Annotated in this window: 14 protein-coding genes; 11 read left to right on the forward strand and 3 right to left on the reverse strand. The window is 65.2% G+C overall.

Annotated elements, in window-relative coordinates; all coding sequences use genetic code 11:
• Window positions 1-193 precede the first annotated feature (193 nt).
• Both CIT39_RS11505 and CIT39_RS11510 read right to left on the reverse strand, forming a co-directional pair.
• A complete protein-coding gene (locus CIT39_RS11505) occupies window positions 194-1141 on the reverse strand; it encodes a carbohydrate ABC transporter permease (protein ID WP_094975243.1) in 948 nt (315 codons plus the stop codon).
• Entirely contained in the window at window positions 1134-2285 is a 1152-nt protein-coding gene (locus CIT39_RS11510; protein ID WP_094975242.1) for an ABC transporter ATP-binding protein, read from the reverse strand. The genes CIT39_RS11505 and CIT39_RS11510 overlap by 8 nt, the downstream gene beginning before the upstream one ends.
• A gap of 151 nt (window positions 2286-2436) precedes the next feature.
• On the opposite strand from CIT39_RS11510, the gene CIT39_RS11515 reads away from it, so the two are divergent.
• The 8 genes from CIT39_RS11515 to CIT39_RS11550 all read left to right on the forward strand — a co-directional run bounded on the left by CIT39_RS11515 (window position 2437) and on the right by CIT39_RS11550 (window position 10679).
• Window positions 2437-3336: a LysR family transcriptional regulator gene (locus tag CIT39_RS11515; RefSeq protein WP_094975241.1), complete on the forward strand. Its 900-nt coding sequence runs from the start codon at window positions 2437-2439 to the stop codon at window positions 3334-3336.
• A 223-nt stretch (window positions 3337-3559) separates the two neighbouring features.
• On the forward strand, window positions 3560-4387 hold the full coding sequence (locus CIT39_RS11520; RefSeq protein ID WP_094975240.1) for a metal-dependent phosphohydrolase: 828 nt from the start codon (window positions 3560-3562) through the stop codon (window positions 4385-4387).
• A gap of 108 nt (window positions 4388-4495) precedes the next feature.
• Window positions 4496-5395: an alpha/beta fold hydrolase gene (locus CIT39_RS11525; RefSeq protein WP_094975239.1), complete on the forward strand. Its 900-nt coding sequence runs from the start codon at window positions 4496-4498 to the stop codon at window positions 5393-5395.
• A gap of 226 nt (window positions 5396-5621) precedes the next feature.
• Complete coding sequence (locus tag CIT39_RS11530; RefSeq protein ID WP_094975825.1) at window positions 5622-6197, forward strand: HdeD family acid-resistance protein; 576 nt, start codon at window positions 5622-5624, stop codon at window positions 6195-6197.
• Between the two features lie 115 nt (window positions 6198-6312).
• Window positions 6313-7524 carry an ABC transporter substrate-binding protein gene (locus CIT39_RS11535; protein ID WP_094975238.1) on the forward strand — a complete coding sequence of 404 codons (1212 nt, stop codon included), beginning with the start codon at window positions 6313-6315 and terminating at the stop codon, window positions 7522-7524.
• Window positions 7525-7701: 177 nt separating this feature from the next.
• Entirely contained in the window at window positions 7702-8916 is a 1215-nt protein-coding gene (locus CIT39_RS11540; protein WP_109853899.1) for an acyl-CoA dehydrogenase family protein, read from the forward strand.
• 247 nt (window positions 8917-9163) lie between these two features.
• The gene (locus CIT39_RS11545; RefSeq protein ID WP_094975236.1) at window positions 9164-9556 is read left to right on the forward strand and encodes a response regulator; all 393 of its coding nucleotides are present in this window, start codon (window positions 9164-9166) and stop codon (window positions 9554-9556) included.
• Between the two features lie 241 nt (window positions 9557-9797).
• Window positions 9798-10679 carry an alpha/beta fold hydrolase gene (locus CIT39_RS11550; RefSeq protein ID WP_244607564.1) on the forward strand — a complete coding sequence of 294 codons (882 nt, stop codon included), beginning with the start codon at window positions 9798-9800 and terminating at the stop codon, window positions 10677-10679.
• A 68-nt stretch (window positions 10680-10747) separates the two neighbouring features.
• On the opposite strand, the gene CIT39_RS11555 is transcribed toward CIT39_RS11550, so the two are convergent.
• Entirely contained in the window at window positions 10748-12487 is a 1740-nt protein-coding gene (locus CIT39_RS11555) for a methyl-accepting chemotaxis protein (protein ID WP_094975234.1), read from the reverse strand.
• Window positions 12488-12805: 318 nt separating this feature from the next.
• Here CIT39_RS11555 and CIT39_RS11560 point away from each other — a divergent pair, with 318 nt between their 5' ends.
• From CIT39_RS11560 to eutC, 3 genes are all read left to right on the forward strand, one after another.
• Window positions 12806-14188 carry an ethanolamine ammonia-lyase subunit EutB gene (locus CIT39_RS11560; protein WP_094975824.1) on the forward strand — a complete coding sequence of 461 codons (1383 nt, stop codon included), beginning with the start codon at window positions 12806-12808 and terminating at the stop codon, window positions 14186-14188.
• 145 nt (window positions 14189-14333) lie between these two features.
• Entirely contained in the window at window positions 14334-15920 is a 1587-nt protein-coding gene (locus CIT39_RS11565) for a B12-binding domain-containing radical SAM protein (RefSeq protein WP_162308450.1), read from the forward strand.
• A gap of 6 nt (window positions 15921-15926) precedes the next feature.
• Complete coding sequence (gene eutC / locus CIT39_RS11570; protein WP_094975232.1) at window positions 15927-16712, forward strand: ethanolamine ammonia-lyase subunit EutC; 786 nt, start codon at window positions 15927-15929, stop codon at window positions 16710-16712.
• Window positions 16713-16906: the final 194 nt, after the last annotated feature.

The raw sequence follows: 16906 nt of genomic DNA on the forward strand, positions 1-16906 counted from the left end.
GGGGTGGGGGCTGTCTCCGCATCGGGATTGCCAGGAATTGCGGAGGATGTCCCCGGGTGGAGAGAACCCTCACCCGCCGCGCTCTGCGAGCGCGTCGGCCTCTCCCGCAAGCGGGAGAGGCGGAGCAAGCCCGCGATCCCAGTGAAATCCATATGCGATTGCCCTGCCTGCAACGGGGAGGAATGCGTGTTGCTCATGTGTAATGCACGCCGCGATCGGCGAGCCTCGACTTGATCAGCGTGAGTGCGAGAACGAAGACCAGGAAGACGACCGTGATCGCCGCGGCGTAGCCGGAACGGAAGAACTCGAAGCCTTCCGTGTACATGGTGTGGATCAGCACCTCGGTGGATTTCGACGGGCCGCCCTTGGTCAGCACGTGCACCGTGTCGAACACTTGGAAGGAGCGGATGCCGGAGATGACGACGACGAAGGTCGTGACCGGCCCGAGCATCGGCCATGTCACGAGGCGGAAGCGAGCCCAGCCGCTCGACGCACCGTCGATTTCGGCCGCTTCGTACAGCTGCTTGGGGATGGAGACGAGGCCGGCGAGGAACAGCACCATGTTGAAGCCGACAGCCTGCCAGATGCCGATCGCGCACAGCGCATAAAGGGCGGTGCTGCGGTCCTGCAGCCAGGCGAAGGCCGGCAGGCCCGCGTTGCGCAACAGCCCGTTCACCAGGCCGAATTGCGGATGCAGCATGAATTCCCACACCACCGCCATCGCGATCAGGGTCGCCATGACCGGCAGAAAATAGATCGTCCGGTAGAGGCTGCGCAGGCTGGTGCCGCTCTGGATCAAAAGCGCGATCGCAAGGCCTGCGATCACGGCGCCGGGCACCACGATCACGACATAGGTCAGCGTGTTGCGCAGTGCGGTCCAGAACACTTTGTCGGCGAACAGGTCCTGATAGTTGGCGAGCCCGATCCAGGAGAAATGCGGCGCGCCTAGCTGATAGTCGGTGAAGGACAGGGCGATCACGCCGGCGAGCGGACCGAGCAACATCACCAGCATGAGCGCTGCGGCTGGCGCCACCAGGGCGTACGCGGCGTATGTGCGCCGGCTGCCATGAGCCGGCAGGGCGCGCCTCGCAGTGCGGGCGGGCACGACAGCCGCGTCGATGGTCATCGAGCCGTCAGACATGGGCGGGCTCTCGGATGCGCTCGGACAGCTCCACTCTCAGCGGAATGCGCTTTCCGGCCGGATCGAAGACCCGCACGGCGTCGGGCGCGAAGCCGAAGGCTGCGGGACTTCCCATCGCGGGCAAGTGCCTGACGTCGGCGAGCCGCGCGATCAGGCGCAACCCGGCGTCTCCGATCGCAAGGTGCACGAAGGCCTCTGCGCCGAGGTTTTCGAGATGGACGACGCTACCGGAGAACGGCCCCGTGCCGAGTTCGATCCGCTCCGGGCGCACGCCGACGCGGCATTCGCCCGCGGTCGCGCCGCACGCAAGTCGCAGGGCGGTCCCCAGCACATCGATGCCGCCGTCTTTCCTGATGCGGCCGGGCAGGATGTTGATCTTCGGGCTGCCGATGAACTCGGCGACACGGATGTCGCCGGGGTCGTTGTAGATTTCCGCGGGCGTGCCGGCCTGGATCAGCTCACCGCCCATCATGACGGCGATCCGGCTCGACATGGTCATCGCCTCGGCCTGGTCGTGCGTGACGTAGACGAACGTCGCCTTGAGGCGGCGATGCAGCTCGGCGAGCTCGGCGCGCATGTGGACGCGCAGCTTCGCGTCGAGATTGGAGAGCGGTTCGTCGAACAGGAAGGCGAGGGGCTCGCGCACCATGGCGCGTCCGACTGCGACGCGTTGCCGCTGTCCGCCGGACAATTGTCCGGGCTTGCGCCGCAGCAACGGCGCGATGTCGAGCTGCTCGGCGATGGTCTCGATGTCGGCGCGGATGCCCCGTTCCTTGGCGCGCCGGCCCGGCAGCAGCGGGCCGAGCAGCGGCAGCCGTTCGATCGCGGAGAGGCGCCGCATGCGCAACGGCACCGCAATGTTGTCGAAGGTACTCAAATGCGGATAGAGCGCATAGGACTGGAATACCATTGCCAGATTGCGCGCGCTCGGGCGAATGCCGTCTACGGGGCGGCCGTCGATGTGGATTTGCCCGGAATTCTGCGGCTCGAGCCCGGCAATGATGCGGAGCAGGGTCGACTTGCCGCAGCCGGAGGGACCGACCAGCGAGATGAACTCGCCGTCCTCGATCCGGAAATCGATGCCCTTCAGGACGTCGGTCCCGTCGAAGGATTTGCGGATTGCGGAAAGCTCGATTTGCGCCATTCGCGCGGGTCCCCTGCTGCCTGTTGCGGCGCACGAGGAGTAGGGACGGCATCTGACATTCACATAACGGTCAATGGCATTGCCTATGCTGATCCCAGGTTTTGCTTTTGCCGGTCCGTGAGGCCGGGATATCGGTCGTGGAGTCGTTGTCGTGGCGTTGACGTCGTCGCGTGTCAGGGCGGTCAATGCTGTGTTCGACACCGGCAGCTTTGCCGCTGCGGCCAGGAAGTTGGGCGTGTCGCAGCCCGCCGTTGCGCAACTGGTGCGCGACCTCGAGGCCGCGTTCGCCGTTGCCCTGTTCGATCGGCACGGACAGAGCCTGATCGCGACGCCGTTGTGCAGGAGGCTCTATGCTGCAACGAGCCGCATGCAGGCGATCGAGGCGGATGCGATGGCCATCCTGGCGCAGCGCGACGAGCTGACGGGGGGCGAAATCCGCATCGGGCTAGGCAACGCCATGCCGGGGATGGCGCTGATCGCGGCGTTCCGCAATCTGTATCCGAAAATCCGGATCAACATCGAGATCGGGAGCTGGTCGGCGATCATGGCGGCGGTGGTCGACCAGCGCGTCGACGTCGCCGTGCTGCCGGAGGTGCCGCAGGACAACCGCTTCCGTCGCGAGCCCTGCGTGCAGCAGCGCGTCGTCGCGATCTGCCATCCCTTTCACGACCTCAGCCGGGAATCCCGCGTGTCCGCCCTCAGCCTGATGCAATATCCGCTGGTGTTTCGGACCCGGGATTCCGCGACCCAGCGCGTCGTGGACAGGGCGTTTCGCGCCGTCAATCTGCGCGCCACTCCGGCGATCGTCGTCAACACGCGCGAGGGAATGCTGGAGGCGGTCGCCAATCGGCTCGGTGTGGGCTTCGTTTGGGAGCACGGCTCGAGCCGTATCGATCGCATCGCCAAGGTGGCGATCGCGGAAATCGAGGCGGAAACGCCCGAATACATCTTCTCGCTGGCCGGCAAACGCGGCAAGCTGGTCGAGTTGTTCTATCTGGCCAGAAGTCTGTCGCGCTCGGCGGACGGTGCCGACATCCTGTCCGCCCCGTGAAGCGGCCGTCGGGCCGAGGCCTTCCTGCGTGGTCGCCTACAGGGTGTGGCGAGCCGTGACTGCAACCGATATGTTGCGCAGCGGCAATGTAACATATTTACGAAATTTAGATGCGGAATTTGGTCAGCCGGCCCAAGATGGGCTATGCTGGTCCCTGCGTCGAGCACAAGAATGAGACGTCGGGAGATGGCATGGGACGCCAGCGGCGGACGGGATTGCATCCATGATGACGTTACCGAGGCTGGCAGCCGAATCTCTGGAGAAGTTGCTCGGTACGTTCATGCGTCGCCGGTACGACGAGACCTCCGCAAGCATCGTCGAGAGCGCGACCCGGACCGCGATGGAATGCATCGGCAACAGCGATGCGCTCTATCACAACATCGAGCACACGATGCTGGTGACGCTGGCCGGTCATTCCATCCTCAGCGGCCGGAGTCTTCATACCCATCTGTCGGCCGAGGATTACGTCCACGTCCTGATCGCCTGCCTCGCCCACGACATCGGCTATGTGCGCGGGCTGTTCGAGGAGGACGACGCCGACGGCTTCGTCATCGACGCGGCCAACACCAAGATCTCACTACCGCGCGGTGCATCGGACGCGAGCCTGATGATGTATCACGTCGATCGCTCGAAGCTGTATGTGACGCGGCGGCTGCGGCATATTCCCGGACTCGATCCTGAACGCATCGCCCGCGCCATCGAGGGCACGCGGTTTCCCGCGCAGCAGGGCCAGGACTACGACGACGAAGCCTCGATCCTGCGCGCCGCCGATTTCATCGGTCAGCTCGGCGATCCCAACTATCTGCGCAAGGCCAACGCGCTCTATTACGAGTTCGAGGAGGTCGGCATCAATCGCCAGCTCGGCTACGATTCGCCGGCCGACATCGTGAACCGCTATCCACAGTTCTATTGGAATAGCGTTGCACCGCACATCCAGACCGAGATCGGCTATCTGAACAAGACCGAGATCGGCCGGCAATGGATCGCCAATCTCTACAGCAACGTGTTCCGCGCCGAGCGCGACATCTCGCTGTCGGGACCGCAGCGGTAGGTCCCTTCGTAGCCCGGATGAGCGAAGCGATGTCCGGGGCCGGTGGTGCAAGAGCCCGGATGTCGCTACGCTCATCCGGGCTACGGCCCTTCAACTCCGTGAATCATCATGCAAGAAAAAACGATCGCCACGGACGTCCTCGACATCACCTATCGCGAATATGGCGCGCCCGACGGCTGGCCCTGCATCATGGGGCACGGCTTTCCCTATGACGTGAACGCCTATGCGGAGACCGCGCCGATCATGGCACGAGCCGGCGCGCGCGTTCTGGTGCCCTGGCTGCGCGGCTATGGCCCGACGCGGTTTCGCTTCGCCGACACGCCGCGCTCCGGCGAGCAGGCGGCGCTCGGGGCCGATCTGCTGGCCTTCATGGACGCGCTCGGCATCGGGCGTGCCGTCGTCGGCGGCTATGATTGGGGCGGCCGCGCGGCCTGCGTGGTCTCGGCGCTCCATCCGGAGCGAGTGGTCGGGCTCGTCTCCGGCAATTCCTACAACATCCAGAACATCGCCCGCGCCATGGAGCCGGCCTCGCCGCCGGAGGAGGCTGCGCTCTGGTATCAATATCTCTTCCACAACGAGCGCGGTCGCCGCGCGTTGGAGCGCAACCGGCGCGGCTTTGCCCGCCAGCTCTGGGCGATGTGGTCGCCGAAATGGGCGTTCGACGACGCGACGTTCGAACGGAGCGCGGCGTCGTTCGACAATCCTGACTTCGTCGACGTCGTGATCCACTCCTACCGCCACCGCTACGCGCTGGTCGAGGGCGACCCTGCCTATGCGGGAATCGAGGCGAAGCTCGCAAGCCAGCCGCCGATCCGCGTTCCGACCATCGCGATCGACGGCGACAGCGACGGCGTCAATCCCGGCACCGGCCATCACGCGCGCAAGTTCGAGGGCCCCTTCGAGCGGCGTGTCTTCACAAATGCCGGTCATAATTTGCCGCAGGAGCGCCCGGCCGAATGGGCGCAGGCGGTTCTGGACCTGTACGAAGCGGCAGAGCGTTCCCGCTGAGAGGCCGCAAGCGCGCTCGCCCGTTCGGGGCCTTCAATTTATCGCGATCTCCATCGTTTTCGACGCCGTCGTCACGATGCTGGGGGGCGCGCCGGCGTAAGCTCGCGATCGGGCTTGACTTGCGTCAATGTTGCCGCCGCCGGGTGCTGCTCTGCTGGCGCTCGTCCCGGAGCGGCGGATGCTGTTCTCGGCTGCGTTCCGGGTCTCGCATGCAGGAGTGGCCGCCATGACAAGTGCTTCGGATACGTCTCACCATGCCAGCCTCGGCTCCGGCATTGCGGCCTTGCATGCCAAATGGGGCTGGATCGTCGCGCTCGGCTTCGTCTATCTCATCGCCGGCTTCGTCGCGCTCGGCAGCGTGGTGATGGCGACGGTGGCGAGCGTGATCGTGGTCGGAGCGATGATGATCGTCGCCGGCGCCGCCGAAATGATCGGCGCATTCCAGATGAAGAGCTGGGGCAAGTTCCTGGTCTGGGCCTTGCTCGGCGTGCTCTACGTCGTCGCGGGATTCCTCACCTTCGCGAATCCGCTGTTCGCCGCCGTTCTGCTGACGCTGTTTCTCGGCGCCTCGCTGATCGCGTCGGGCGCCGTCAGGCTGTTTCTCGCTTTCAACATGAAGCGTGAAAGCCCGTGGGTGTGGGTGGCACTGTCGGGCGCCATCACGCTGCTGCTGGGCCTTCTGATCGTCGCGCGCTGGCCGGTGAACAGCGTCTACATCCTCGGTCTGTTCCTCGGCCTCGACCTGATCATGGCCGGCGCCGGCTGGATCAGCCTGGGCTTCAGCTTAAAGCGGCGCGGCTAGGCCATCAGCAACTCGACGCAAGACCATCTTGCGGAACTCCGCTGATCTGACGTGCTGACAAAAAGCAGCACGTCGCGCGGCCGCCCCGCGCGGACGATGATCACCGGGAGAAACCATGAAAGCCGCCTTGGCCCTGGCCGCAGCGATCTCTGCCGCCTGCCTGTCCACGCCAGTCTCCGCGCAAAAATCCTACGGTCCGGGAGTCAGCGATACCGAGATCAAGATCGGCAACACCATGCCCTATAGCGGGCCGGCCTCGCCGCTCAGCATCACCGGCAAGGTGATCGCGGCCTATTTCGACGAGGTCAACGAGAAGGGCGGCGTGAACGGCCGCAAGCTCAATCTGATCTCGCTGGATGACGCGTTCTCGCCGCCGAAGACGATGGAGGCCGCGCGGCGCCTCGTCGAAGGCGACGGCGTCGCCTTCATCTTCGCGACCATGGGCACGGCGCCGAGCTCGGCGATCGCAAAATATCTGAACAGCAACAAGGTGCCGCAGCTCTTCCTGATCAGCTCTGCATCGAAGTGGAACGATCCAGCCAACATGCCCTGGTCGATGGCGCTGCCCTGGGCGCCGAACTACACCAGCGAGGCCGCCATCGACGTCGCCTATGCCCGCGCCAAGAACCCGAATGCGCGCTTCGCGGTGCTCTATCAGAACGATGACGCCGGCAAGGAATATCTTCGCGGGGTCAAGGAAGCGCTCGGCGCCGACGCCGACAAGGCGATCGCGATGGCCTCGAGCTTCGAGGTCGCCGATCCCACGGTCGATTCCCAGGTGCTGACGCTGGCGAACACCAAGGCCGACGTCTTCATGATCTATTCGGTGACGCCGCGCGCCTGCGCGCAGGCGATCCGGAAAGCGCACGAGGTCGGCTGGCAGCCGACGCGCTTCCTCGCCAGCGGCTGCGCCAACAAGGCGACCGTGATGGTGCCGGCGGGCCTCGACGCCGGCAAGGGCGTGCTCTCGCTCGGCTCCCTCAAGCCCTTCGTCGAGCAGCCGAAGAACGATCCGGCGATGACGGCCTATATCGACTTCATGAAGAAGCGCCTGCCCAATGCCGACGTCAACAACGTTGCCGGCCTCTACGGCTACACCGTCGCCGAGGCGCTGGTGGTGCTGCTCAAGCAGTGCAAGGACAATCTGACGCGCGAGAACATCATGGCGCAGGCCGCGAACCTCAAGAACGTGCCGCTGTCGCTGCTGATGCCCGGCATCACCCTCAACACCACGCCGCAGGATTTCCGTCCGATCAAGGACGGTTACATGCTGCAATTCGACGGCAACGACTGGGTGGTCGCGAGCGAGCTGTTGAAAGGGACGTGAGGGGGCGAGCAAACCGGGTGAGTGGGCTCTCTCCGCGAGCTCGGAATCGTAGGGTGGGCAAAGGCGCCCTTGCGCCGTGCCCACCACCTATCAATTATGATCGAGAGAAATCGTGGGCACGCTTCGCTTTGCCCACCCTACGACACCGGCGCGATGGTCGGCGAGCGGAGGATTAAAATGGACTTCCAACACTCCGCCCGTTCGCTGGAGCTGCAGGAGCGCGTTCGGCGCTTCATGCAAGCGCATGTCGAGCCGGTCGAGGAGCTCTATTACGAGCAGGTGAAGCCGGAAGCTTCGCGCTACAAGACGCCGCCGGTGCTGCAGGACCTGAAGCGGCTGGCGCGGGAGCAGGGGCTGTGGAATCTGTTTCTCTCCGGCGAGCACGGACCGGGTCTGACCAATCTCGAATATGCCCCCGTGAAGGAGATCATGGGCCGCATCCTGTGGGCGCCCGAGGTCTTCAACTGCTCCGCGCCCGACGTCGGCAACATGGAGGTGCTCGCGAACTACGCCACCAAGGCGCAGCAGGAGCGTTGGCTGAAGCCGCTGCTGGAGGGGCGGATCCGCTCCGGCTTCTCGATGACCGAGCCGCAGGTCGCCTCCAGCGATGCCACCAACATCCAGTGCGCCATCACGCGCGACGGGGACGACTACGTCATCAACGGCCGCAAATGGTTCACATCAGGCGCGATGAACGAGGATTGCGAGATCCTGATCGTGATGGGCAAGACCGCGCCTGACGATCCCGACCGCCACCGCCAGCAATCCATGATCCTGGTGCCCAGAAACACGCCGGGCGTCCGCATCATCAGAGACATGCTCACCTATGGCTATGATGACGCCCCCAGCGGCCATCCCGAGATCGTCTACGAGAACGTCCGCGTGCCCGTCGAGAACATCCTGCTCGGCGAGGGACGCGGCTTCGAGATCGCGCAGGGGAGGTTAGGGCCCGGCCGCATCCACCATTGCATGCGGCTGATCGGCTGCGCCCAGCGCGCGCTCGAATTGATGTGCGGGCGCGCCGTCTCCCGCGTGGCCTTCGGCAAGCCGCTCGCAGAGCAGGGCTCGGTGCGCGAGGACATCGCCAACTCCTTCTGCGAGATCGCGCAGGCACGGTTGCTCACGCTTCAGGCCGCCGACAAGATGGACCGCGAGGGCAACAAGGCCGCGCGCGACCTGATCGCGGCGGCCAAGATCGTGGTGCCCGGCATGGCCGCCCGCGTCATCGACCGCGCCATCCAGATCCACGGCGCCGCCGGCGTCTCGCAGGATACGTTCCTGGCCCGCGCCTATGTCTACGCCCGTTTCATCCGCATCGGCGACGGACCGGACCAGGTTCATCTGGCGGCGGTGGGGAAGGAGCTGATCAAGCGCGGGGGGGTGATGGGCTAGGGACGTCAGCGTCCACCGTCCGCGCTTGGATGTGAATGCAATGCACGGCGCGCGCCGGCGGGTCGAGGCTGCACTGCGCGCCGCGCGTGAAGCGCCGCGTCGTTCATCTCGTGATTGAAAGGGCTGCCAAGCTGCCACTGCGGTTGCGGCGAACTGGTTCGGGCTGACCAAGCGTGCCTTGCCTCACGGGAACAAATGTTCACTTTTGGACTTAACGCCCGCGTGGTGGCGGCTGGAGGGTTGAGGCGTGCAGGGTCCTGTCTTGGTAATTCTCGTCGTTGAGGACGACTTCCTCATTCAAGATTTGGTTCAGGGCGCGCTTTCCGAGGGTGGCTTTGAAAGCGAGGTTGCCTCATCGGGGGAAGAGGCTGTGACCCTGCTCCAAGGCGACGAGAACAATTACCGTGCGCTGGTCACGGACATTCATCTTCAAGGCGCGCTCACGGGATGGGACGTCGCGAAACGCGCCAGAGAGCTCAATCCCGATATGCCGGTGATCTACATGACCGGAGCAGGTGCCGATCAGTGGCCTTCGCACGGTGTGCCGAACAGCATGCTTTTGCAAAAGCCATTCGCACCAGCGCAAGTCGTGACAGCCGTGTCGCAGCTCCTCAACCAGACGCCGCCGCCTCACGAATGAGGCGGAGTGCCTCAGCCCATTCGCAAAAGAGAAGAAGCTGGCGAGCTGAGCGTTAGGAGCAGTTGTGCAAAGGTAGCATGGTGCTTTATGGTGGGGCGACTAATGTGATGCAGGCACTGCCGACGTTGTTGCGCTCGGCATATCAGCGAGCAACTCGACAATGCACAGTTCTGCCCCAGCCGGCCGGTCGTCCGGCGCGCGATCCATCGCGGCCGTTCTTGTCTCTCTCCTGACCTTGTTGATGATCTGTAGCGGCCCATCGGCTCTTGCAGCCGTCGAGCCCTTTCCCGCGGCTTTCAGGATCGAACGCATTTCGGTCAATGGTGTCACCCTGCATGTCCGCGTCGGCGGAAAGGGACCGGCAGTCGTGCTCCTGCATGGCTTCGGCGATACCGGCGACATGTGGGCGCCGCTCGCCAAGGCGCTCTACAAGGACCACACCGTGATCGTTCCCGACCTGCGCGGGATGGGGCTTTCGTCGCAACCCGCGGGGGGCTACGACAAGAAAAACCAGGGCGTCGACATCGCCATGGTCATGGACAAGCTCAACGTCCAGAAGGCCGATCTGGTGACGCACGACATCGGCAACATGGTGGGCTATGCGCTCGCGGCGCAATATCCCGATCGCATCACCAAATGGGTCGTCATCGACGCGCCGCTGCCGGGCATCGGTCCCTGGGACGAAATCCTGAAAAGCCCCATGCTGTGGCATTTCAACTTCCGCGGCCCCGACGTCGATCGCCTGGTCAAGGGCCGCGAGCGCATCTATCTCGACCGGTTCTACAACGACCTGTCGGCCGATCCCAAGGCCATCGACGAGGCGACGCGCAACCATTATGCGAAGCTCTACGCACGGCCTGGCAACATGCATTACGCCTTCGAGCAGTTCGCGGCGTTCGGGCAGGACGCCAAGGACAACAAGGTTTTCGCCGCGAACAAGTTGAACATGCCGATCCTCGCCCTCGGCGCCGAAAAGTCCTTTGGCGATCAGCAGGTCGCGGTCATCCGCGAGGTCGGCACCAAGGTCGACGGCGGCATCATCACCGGCTCCGGACATTGGATCATGGAGGAGCAGCCGGCGCAGACCGTGAGCAAGGTGCGCGCTTTCCTCGACGGGAAATGACGGCGAGCTGGTTGGCCGTTTTCGGCGATGGTGTTCGACGTGGCGGACGTGCGGTCATCCCGCCTTGATCATCCCGCCTTGGCGATACGGCCGTCTGCGGCTCCCGACCGCAAGTTCTGGAAGAACTTCTCCACTTCCCGCGACAGCGTGTCCGCGGTTTCGGTCAGGCTCCCCGCCGCGGTCAGCACGGAGGAGGCTGCCGTATCGGTCTCGCCGATGGCATCGCGCAGCGAGGTGATGTTGGCGACCAGCGTCTCGTTGCCTTGCGCTGCACTTTGCGCGTTGGACGAGATCTCGCGCGTGGCGGCGTCCTGCTGGCCGATGGCGCCGGCGATCGCGGAGGTGACCTCGTTGATCTCGCGCACCGCGCCGCCGATCTCGCGCACGGCATCGACCGCGTTGCGGGTCGAGGCCTGAATCATCGCGACGTTCTCGCTGATCTCCGCGGTGGCCTTGGCGGTCTGGCCCGCGAGCGCCTTCACTTCGTGGGCGACCACGGCAAAGCCGCGACCGGCTTCGCCGGCGCGCGCGGCTTCGATGGTGGCGTTGAGCGCCAGCAGATTGGTCTGCTCGGCGATGGCCTGGATCAGGTTCAGCACGCCGTCGATGCGCTGCGTGGCTGCGGCAAGGCTCTCGATCTCGGAGATCGACTTCTCGGTGCGCTGGCCGGTCTGCTCGACCGCGCCGGCGCTCTGCCGCACCTGGCGGCCGATCTCCACCACCGAGGCCGACAGCTCCTCGGCCGCGCCTGCCACCGCCGTGACGTTGTGCGAGGCCTGCTCGGTGGCGTTCGCCGCCGTGCCGGCACGGCTGGAGGCGTCTGCGGTGACGCGGGTGATGGTCTGCGCGGTCTTGCGCATGGTGGAGGCGTTGTCGCTGAGGCCGCGCATGATAGCGCCGATCGCCCCGCGAAATTCCTCGACGGATTGCTCGATGTGGCGGGCGCGCTCCTCGCGCGCGGCGGAGCCCTGCGAGACCTCGGAGGCGAGGTTGCGGTTGCGGCCCATCGCCTCCTGGAACACCTGGATCGCGCGCGCGAGCGCGCCGATCTCGTCGGCGCGGTCGGAGTGGGGCACCACGACATTCTCGGCGCCGTCGGCGACCTGCTTGATGGTTGCGGTGATCGTGGCGAGCGGGCGGGCGACCGAGCGGGCGATGATGATGATGCCGATCACGACCAGGGCCAGCGCCACGCCGCCGAGGCAGGTCAGCACGAAGGACAGGGTGCGATTGGTCTCCGTCTCGCGCGCGATCTGCTTGGCGCGTCCGGCATAGACCTTGGACAGCGCCTCGAGGTCCTTGTTCAGCGCCGAGCGCACCGCGCGGTTGGCATCGTTGTCGCCCCATTCCCGGCCCGCGGCCGCGTTGATCTCGACGCCGCGTCGCACCAGCTCCTTGCGGAACTCGACGAACTGCTCGATGCGCTTCTTGAAGGTGGCGAACTGCTCGGCATCGTCGGCCTTGACGATGGTCTCCCAGCGCTTCACGACGTCCAGGATCTGCGCGTTGAACTTGAGCAGGCCCTCGCCGTATTTCTTCACCACGGCGGGCTCGGTCGACATGTAGACGCCGCGGGATTCCATGACCACCGCATAGACCAGCGAGTTGACGCGCTCGACGTTCAGCGCGGCGGCGTTCGCCGTCTCGATCGCGCTGGTCAGGTCGGCGCCGCGGCGGCTGTTGTAGTCGGACAGCATCGCCATCGCCGCCGTGAGCAGCGCGAACAGCGCGAAGATCGCATAGAGCTTGGCGGCAAGCGTGAAACGGCCGGCCAGCTTGGCGGCATTCCCAGATCGGTCTGATGTCATGATGTTCAGGGGCCCGGAATGGCCTGAAGCGGCCGGTGAGCGGGGGTCGTTCGAATTTAATGCAAAACTATGCAGAACGAAGATGGACGCGGCGTTAACGCGGGAGCCGCGGGGAGGGACGCCGGTTTGGCGGAATGACCAAGGATTTCAGCTGCTTGTCTGTGTTTGATCGGTTTCCGGAAAATCGCTCCGTCAATTCGCGGGGGTGCCCCAAAAGGTCGGCGTGCATGCTGGCCGCCAAGCGCGTATTCCTGAGATCGGGATCGCCTTCAGATCGCTTTGGACTCGGCCACCGGCCGACGCACCCCGGAGAGGCCCTTGGTCTACCGCCACACCATCGACGCCACGACCCACACCTTCCCGGACCTGCGCGATCTCCTTGCCAAGGCGACGCCGCCGCGCTCCGGTGACCGGCTGGCCGGGATCGCCGCCGGCACCGCCGAGCAGATGATTGCGGCGCGGATGGCGCTGGCCGACGTTCCGCTCGGCCAGTTCCTGCAGGAAGCCGTGATCCCCTATGAGGCCGACGAGGTCACCCGCCTCGTCATCGACAGCCACGACGCCAAGGCCTTCGCGCCGGTGGCATCCCTGACGGTCGGCGGCTTCCGCGACTGGCTGCTGTCCGATGCCGCCACGCCGGAGGTCCTGCGCAAGCTGGCGGGCGGCATCACGCCGGAGATGGCCGCCGCGGTGTCGAAGCTGATGCGCAACCAGGATCTGATCCTGGCGGCGCGGAAATGCGAGGTCGTCACAGCCTTCCGCAACACCATCGGCCTGAAGGGGCGGATGAGCACGCGGCTGCAGCCCAACCATCCGTTCGACGATGCCAGGGGCATCACCGCCTCGATCCTCGATGGCATCCTGCTGGGCGCCGGCGATGCCTGCATCGGCATCAACCCGGCCAGTGACGATCCGGCCGTCATCGCGCAATTGTTGCGGTTGCTCGACGAGATCATCACGCGGCTGAAGATCCCGACGCAAGGCTGCGTGCTGACCCATGTCACGACGACGCTGTCGCTGATCGGGCAGGGCGTGCCGGTCGATCTGGTCTTCCAGTCGGTCGCCGGCACCGAGGCCGCCAACCGCAGTTTCGGCGTCGACCTGGCGCTCCTGAAGGAGGCACAGGAGGCCGGGTTGTCGCAGCGGCGCGGCACCGTCGGGCAGAACGTGATGTATTTCGAGACCGGCCAGGGCTCGGCGCTGTCGGCGGGCGCCCATCACGGCGTCGACCAGCAGACCTGCGAGGCGCGCGCCTATGCAGTCGCCCGCGCCTTTGCCCCGCTGCTGGTCAACAGCGTGGTCGGCTTCATCGGCCCGGAATATCTCTATGACGGCAAGGAAATCATCCGTGCCGGGCTGGAGGACCATTTCTGCGGCAAATTGCTTGGCCTACCGCTCGGAATCGACATCTGCTACACCAACCACGCCGAGGCGGACCAGGACGACATGGACAATCTGCTGACGCTGCTCGCCGCCGCCGGCGTCACCTTCATCATGGGCATCCCTGGTGCCGACGACGTCATGCTGAACTACCAGTCGACGTCCTTTCACGACGCGCTCTATGTCCGAGACGTCTTCGGTCTGCGCCGTGCCCCGGAATTCGACGACTGGCTCGTGCGGTCGGGTCTTGCGGGCGCCGATTTCCGTCTGGCCGGCGATGCAGGCCTGCTGCCCGATTTTGCCTCGCGGCTGATCGCCTGAGGCGCCAAATTTTCCTTCAGGAAACTATCTGCGCCTCCCGGGATTATGGTCACGCCACAATATTGAGAAATTCCGGCGACAGCATTACGCTATGTGTCTGGCTGGCAATTTCCGCAACCAGATCGAGTGTGGCGGGGGAGCTTTGATGCGAGCTGCAAGTAACGGAACGTCCCGGCGGATTCTATGTGTGTTTCCGCGCTACACCTCGTCGTTCGGCACGTTCGAGCATTCCTATCCCCTGACCGATGGCGTCCGCGCCTTCATGCCGCCGCAGGGGCTTTTGCTGCTCGCGGCCTATCTGCCGCAGGAGTGGCAGGTCAAATTCGTCGACGAGAACCTGCGTCGTGCGACCAGGGAAGAGTTCGAATGGGCGGAAGCCGTCTTCGTCAGCGGCATGCACATCCAGCGCCAGCAGATGAACGACATCTGCCGCCGCGCGCATGAATTCGATCTGCCGGTCGCGCTCGGCGGTCCGTCCGTCAGCGCCTGTCCCGACTATTATCCGTCGTTCGACTATCTCCATGTCGGTGAGCTCGGCGATGCCACCAACCAGCTGATCGAGATACTGTCGCGCGACACCTCGCGTCCCGAGGTCCAGGTGGTGCTGACCACCAAGGATCGCGTGCCGATGACGGAGTTTCCGATCCCGGCCTACGAACTCGCCGAGGTGAAGAAATATTTCCTCGGCAGCATCCAGTATTCCAGCGGCTGTCCGTATCAGTGCGAGTTCTGCGACATCCCCGGCCTCTACGGCCGCAACCCGCGCATCAAGTCGCCGGAGCAGATCATCGCCGAGCTCGACCGCCTGCGCGAATGCGGCATGACCGACACGGTCTATTTCGTCGATGACAATTTCATCGGCAACCGCAAGGCGGCGATGGATCTGTTGCCGCATCTGATCGAATGGCAGAAGCGGACCGGCTACGTGGTGCGGCTTGCCTGCGAGGCGACGCTCAACATCGCCAAGCGGCCCGAGATCCTCGAGAAGATGCGCGAGGCCTATTTCATCACCATCTTCTGCGGCATCGAGACGCCGGATCCCGAAGCGCTGAAGGCGATGCAGAAGGACCACAACATGATGGTCCCGATCCTGGAGGGCGTGCGCACCATCAACTCCTACGGCCTGGAGGTGGTGTCCGGCATCATCATGGGGCTCGACACCGACAAGCCGAATACGGCGGAGGCGCTGCTCGGCTTCGTCGAGGAGTCCCGGATTCCGCTGCTCACGATCAACCTGCTCCAGGCGCTGCCGAAGACGCCGCTGTGGGACCGGCTGGAGCGCGAGGGGCGCCTCGTTCACGACGACGGCCGCGATTCCAACGTCGATTTCCTGTTGCCCTACGACGATGTCGTGGCGTCCTGGAAGCATGCCATGGGCGTCGCCTACGAGCCCGAGAAGGTCTATGCGCGCTACCAGCATCAGTGCGACAACGTCTATGTGCACCGCATGAAGATGCCGGTACCGGACGAGATGAAGACCTGGCCCAACATCAGGCGCGGCCTCGTCATGCTGCGCAACATCTTCTGGAAGGTCGGCGTGCTCGGCGACTACAAGCGCGTGTTCTGGAAGTTCGCGTGGGGGCGCATCAGGCGCGGCGATCTCGAAGGCCTGATCGGATGCACCCTGATCGCGCACCACCTCATCACCTTTGCGCGCGCGGCATCGAGCGGCAGGCAGAACGCCTCGAACTACTCGATCCGGCTGCGCGAGGCCGCCGTTCCCGCCGAATGACGCGACATGTCTGATCCGGCCCTTCCGCGCCGTCCGACCCTCGATCTGCGGGCGTTCACGCCGGCGCGGGTCGCGATCGGGCGTAGCGGCGCGAGCGTGCCGACCAAGGCGCTGCTCGATTTCACGCTCGATCATGCCCGCGCCCGCGATGCCGTGCATGCCGCCTTCGATGCGCCGCGTCTGGCCGCCGATCTCGGCGCGCTGGGACTTGCCGTCACCGAGGTGAGGAGCCAGGCGGTCGACCGCAAGGACTATCTGCGGCGGCCGGATCTGGGACGGCGGCTCGACCCCGGCTCGGCCGGGGTTCTGGCACAAGCGGCCCCGGCGCCGTGCCGGCTCGCGCTCGTGATCGGCGACGGCCTGTCCGCGGCGGCGGTCCACGCCCATGCGGCGGCCCTGGTGAGTCGCCTGCTGCCGCTGCTCGCGGAAGGAGATGACGTCGCGATCGACCATGCCGTCGTCGCCTCAGGCGCGCGTGTCGCGCTCGGCGACGAGATCGGCGTCCTTCTCGGCGCGCGCATGGCCCTGATGCTGATCGGCGAGCGGCCGGGCCTTTCGGCGCCCGACAGCCTCGGCGCCTATCTGACCTTTGCGCCGAAGCCCGGCCGCAGCGACGCCGAGCGCAATTGCGTGTCGAACATCCACCACGCCGGGTTGAGCTACGACGAGGCCGCCTTCAAGATCGCCTGGCTGGTTCGCGAGGGGCTGGCGCGGCAGGTCAGCGGCGTGGCGCTGAAGGACGAGAGTGCGGACCGCGCGCCGCGCCGAATTGGCGCGGCGTTGCCCGAATGACCGGCACCGCCGGCCCAGATCGCCACTTCTTGATCGATTTGGCCACACTTCGCCTGCTTGCGAAAAGACCGGTTCACCTGCTAAACCGCTGCCGGCGATTTCCCGCGCATTTTCAAAGGGCAAGCCTCCCATTGGCAAGCCTCCCGCTGGTATGGCGTTTTCAAGCCGTTCGCGGGGCGCGCAATAAGCTCTCA

The organism is Bradyrhizobium symbiodeficiens (assembly GCF_002266465.3).
GTDB lineage: Bacteria > Pseudomonadota > Alphaproteobacteria > Rhizobiales > Xanthobacteraceae > Bradyrhizobium > Bradyrhizobium symbiodeficiens.

Coding starts and splice junctions, on each gene's coding strand:
- CIT39_RS11540 (WP_109853899.1), top strand. CDS start 7,702: ATGGACTTCCAACACTCCGCCCGTTCGCTGGAGCTGCAGGAGCGCGTT.
- CIT39_RS11505 (WP_094975243.1), bottom strand. CDS start 1,141: ATGTCTGACGGCTCGATGACCATCGACGCGGCTGTCGTGCCCGCCCGC.
- eutC (WP_094975232.1), top strand. CDS start 15,927: ATGTCTGATCCGGCCCTTCCGCGCCGTCCGACCCTCGATCTGCGGGCG.
- CIT39_RS11510 (WP_094975242.1), bottom strand. CDS start 2,285: ATGGCGCAAATCGAGCTTTCCGCAATCCGCAAATCCTTCGACGGGACC.
- CIT39_RS11520 (WP_094975240.1), top strand. CDS start 3,560: ATGATGACGTTACCGAGGCTGGCAGCCGAATCTCTGGAGAAGTTGCTC.
- CIT39_RS11535 (WP_094975238.1), top strand. CDS start 6,313: ATGAAAGCCGCCTTGGCCCTGGCCGCAGCGATCTCTGCCGCCTGCCTG.
- CIT39_RS11550 (WP_244607564.1), top strand. CDS start 9,798: ATGATCTGTAGCGGCCCATCGGCTCTTGCAGCCGTCGAGCCCTTTCCC.
- CIT39_RS11555 (WP_094975234.1), bottom strand. CDS start 12,487: ATGACATCAGACCGATCTGGGAATGCCGCCAAGCTGGCCGGCCGTTTC.
- CIT39_RS11565 (WP_162308450.1), top strand. CDS start 14,334: ATGCGAGCTGCAAGTAACGGAACGTCCCGGCGGATTCTATGTGTGTTT.
- CIT39_RS11525 (WP_094975239.1), top strand. CDS start 4,496: ATGCAAGAAAAAACGATCGCCACGGACGTCCTCGACATCACCTATCGC.
- CIT39_RS11530 (WP_094975825.1), top strand. CDS start 5,622: ATGACAAGTGCTTCGGATACGTCTCACCATGCCAGCCTCGGCTCCGGC.